This window comes from Limnohabitans sp., from assembly GCF_031538885.1.
GTDB lineage: Bacteria > Pseudomonadota > Gammaproteobacteria > Burkholderiales > Burkholderiaceae_C > Limnohabitans.
Window position 1 is genome coordinate 1 of sequence record NZ_JAVKLW010000094.1, and the last position, 3,350, is coordinate 3,350.

Here is a 3,350-nt window from a genome sequence, read left to right on the forward strand (position 1 = left end):
CAAGGGGCCTGAGGGCAAAGGTGGGATGACGAAATGGGTCTCTTACGCCGAAAAATCGTGCTATCGACGCACACAATTGCACATCGTGAAGTCCGTAACAAGTCACGCTACAAATTCATGCGTTGTGCAGACCTTCCCTAAGCTGCGTGGAACCGTCTTAACTGCCGCTGTACTCTAAGGATGAGTGGTGCAGCACGATTCGCAGTTGGCCCGTCGCATCCTTGACGTACTGCCAGCTCTTATCAACGGTCGTCACTTTGCCATTCGCTGCTGTGAAGTGGACTTTACCCAGGGTGGTGGCACTGTTGCCCGAGATGAAAATACCTGCATTGACAGGCTCACAACGGCTCCAACCCTTCAATGCAAAACCAGTGTCTTTGGGATAAGCAGCGTCTCCGCCCACGAAGTAAGACAAGGCGCCAGCACGCGTGGTACGGAATGTCTGGGGATTGACGGTTAATGTCGGCTTAAACAACACCACGCCCATTTGATAGCCATAAGCACTGTCAATGACTTTTTCGGCCAAGGCCTTCGCAGCAGCCTTGCCGTTTTTGTCGTGCGTGGCACTGATATCCACCAAGGCCGTGCACCAAGCTTGTTGAGCGGCCTCTACCTCTTTTTGGGTAATGCTTTGATTCACCACAACGGCAGGCTCAGCTTGGGCACTTACTGCCGTCAACGCATTCAATACACCCAGAGCCAAAATCATTTTCAACTTCATACTTTTTCCTTTTTAAGTCATGCGCGGTAACCGAATTGTTATTCGCGTAAACAATGTTATTGATTTCGCGAAATCCACAAACAGTAAAAGGAAATGGTGGATGCGTACCCGCCATGCACACCGTCGCGGCTGATGTGCAGGACAATGATGTTTTGCATCGCTCCAAACTCTGTGTCTAACCCTCTCACCATCTTGCGCGAAGTCTTTGGCTACGGCGCGTTTCGCGGCCCGCAAGAGGCCATCGTCAACCACGTGTGCAACGGCGGCGATGCGCTGGCGCTCATGCCCACGGGCGGGGGCAAGTCACTCTGTTATCAAATCCCCGCGATTGCACGGCAACGCGCAGGCCACGGCATCACCCTCGTGGTGTCGCCGCTCATCGCTCTCATGCACGACCAAGTAGGCGCGTTGCATGAGGCGGGTGTTGAAGCTGCGTTTTTAAACTCCAGCCTCAGCGGCGAAGAGGCCAATGCGGTGGAGCAGCGCTTGCGCCGTGGCGAGATCACGTTGCTGTATGCCGCGCCCGAGCGCATCACCACGCCACGCTTTTTGGCGCAGCTCGATGCGCTGCACGAGCAAGGCCAGCTCAGCCTGTTTGCCATTGACGAAGCGCATTGCGTGAGCCAATGGGGCCACGACTTCCGCCCCGAGTACCGCGCCCTCACCGTGCTGCACGAGCGCTATGCGGGCGTGCCGCGCATGGCGCTCACCGCCACGGCAGACGGGCTGACACGGGCCGATATCGTGGAGCGCTTGCAGCTCGAAGACGCACAGCAATTCGTCAGCAGCTTTGACCGCCCCAACATCCGCTACACCATCGTCGAGAAAAAAGACGCGTCCACCCAACTGCTGCGCTTCATCCAACGCGAGCACACGGGGCCCTATGGCCAAGACAGCGGCATCGTGTATTGCCAGTCGCGCAAGCGCGTGGAAGAAGTGGCGAAGAATTTGTGCGATGCAGGCATTGCCGCTCTGCCCTATCACGCGGGCCTCGACAGCGCCATTCGCCAGAAGCACCAGAACCGCTTCTTGCGCGAAGAAGGCTTGGTGATGGTGGCCACGATTGCGTTTGGCATGGGCATCGACAAACCCGACGTGCGTTTTGTGGCGCACTTGGACATGCCTAAAAACATCGAAGGCTACTACCAAGAAACTGGACGCGGCGGCCGCGACGGCCAAGCCGCCCACGCATGGATGGTTTACGGCCTGAACGACGTGGTGAACCAGCGCCGCATGATTGACGAGAGCCCCGCAGGCGAAGGATTCAAACAAGTCATGCGCAGCAAGCTCGATGCGCTGCTGGCCTTGGCCGAAGCGACCGACTGCCGACGGGTGCGGCTGCTGGGCTACTTTGGTGAAACCTACGCGCCAGAGAACCAAGCCGCACACCCCGACGCTGGGCAGCACCAAGGCGGGTCAGTCCCCCCGGGGGATGGCGAGGACACGACCACGCCGAGCGTGGGGGTGCGCTACACCTGCGGCAACTGCGACAACTGCTTGCAACCGCCGGAGATTTGGGACGGCACCGAGGCCGCGCGCATGCTGCTGTCCACCATCTACCGCATCAAGCAACAAAACGGCATGTCGTTTGGTACAGGTCATGTGATGGACATCTTGCGCGGCAAGGCCACCGAGAGGGTCAGCCAATACAGCCACGGCAAGCTCAGCACTTTTGGCATTGGCGCGCATTTCAGCGAGGTGCAACTGCGCGGTGTGCTGCGCCAGTTGATTGCCATTGGCGCTTTGGGCGTGGATGCCCAAGCCTTCAACACCTTGTATTTGACCGAGGCCTCACGTGCAGTGCTCAAAGGCGAAGTCACGGTGCGGCTGCGCGCCTCGGTCTCCACCCCCGCCGCCCACAAGGACAGCCGCAAAGCAAAGGGCAGCGGCACCGCCAAACCGGCACCCATTGCGCTGGACAATGCGGGACAGACCCGCTACGAGGCTCTCAAAGCATGGCGCGCCGAAGTGGCCCAATCACACAACTTGCCTGCCTATGTCATCTTCCATGACGCCACTTTGGCCGCCATCGCGCAGGCCGAGCCGCAGGATTTGGAAGCGCTGCAAGGCATCGCGGGAATTGGTGCGAAAAAGCTGGAGGCCTATGGCCAAGAGGTGCTGCGCGTGGTCGCGCTGCCTGCTTAGGGCAGGTCAGCCAACGCTTGGCAGCAGCGGGTTTACCCTGTCTCCGCCACGGCTGCAAAGTAGGCCAAGTCTCCTAGAATTTGGTTAGTTTTAATTAGGAGAAGAAATATGTCACATGACCACCACGCCGCTGAACAAGACGTTGTTGAAGCCATTGTTCCGCTCATGCCCATCGTGCTGCCCATGGCAGGTGCTGTGCTGATCTTCTTGCTGGCGTTCATCGCTGTGGTGATGGCCTAAGCCCTGCCAATAACCGCGCCCGATTCGGTCATCCCTCTTTCCAAGCGCCCTTCAAGGCGCTTTTTTTTGCATGCTTTCGGGTTCTTTTTTCTCTTTTTAATGCCCGGCGGATTCAAGGACGAAGTGCAACACGCTTTAACGAGGCATGGAATACCTCGTGAGGTGTCTTGAATCCTAGTCGCTTTCTGGGGCGGTGATTCAATCGGTTTTCAATCATAGTCAATTCCTCATCCGTCACGGTTTC

General features: G+C 57.9%; 3 protein-coding genes. 2 read left to right on the plus strand and 1 reads right to left on the minus strand.

All coding sequences use genetic code 11. The features are described from left to right. Positions 1-157: 157 nt before the first annotated feature. Positions 158-721 (minus strand): hypothetical protein, encoded by a 564-nt coding sequence (locus tag RMS03_RS07565; protein WP_310626471.1) that lies wholly within the window; start codon positions 719-721, stop codon positions 158-160. A gap of 132 nt (positions 722-853) precedes the next feature. On the opposite strand from RMS03_RS07565, the gene RMS03_RS07570 reads away from it, so the two are divergent. Continuing rightward, the gene (locus RMS03_RS07570) at positions 854-2,866 is read left to right on the plus strand and encodes a RecQ family ATP-dependent DNA helicase (protein ID WP_310626472.1); all 2,013 of its coding nucleotides are present in this window, start codon (positions 854-856) and stop codon (positions 2,864-2,866) included. A gap of 108 nt (positions 2,867-2,974) precedes the next feature. Then, complete coding sequence (locus RMS03_RS07575) at positions 2,975-3,106, plus strand: hypothetical protein (RefSeq protein ID WP_310626473.1); 132 nt, start codon at positions 2,975-2,977, stop codon at positions 3,104-3,106. The last annotated feature ends 244 nt before the right edge of the window (positions 3,107-3,350 follow it).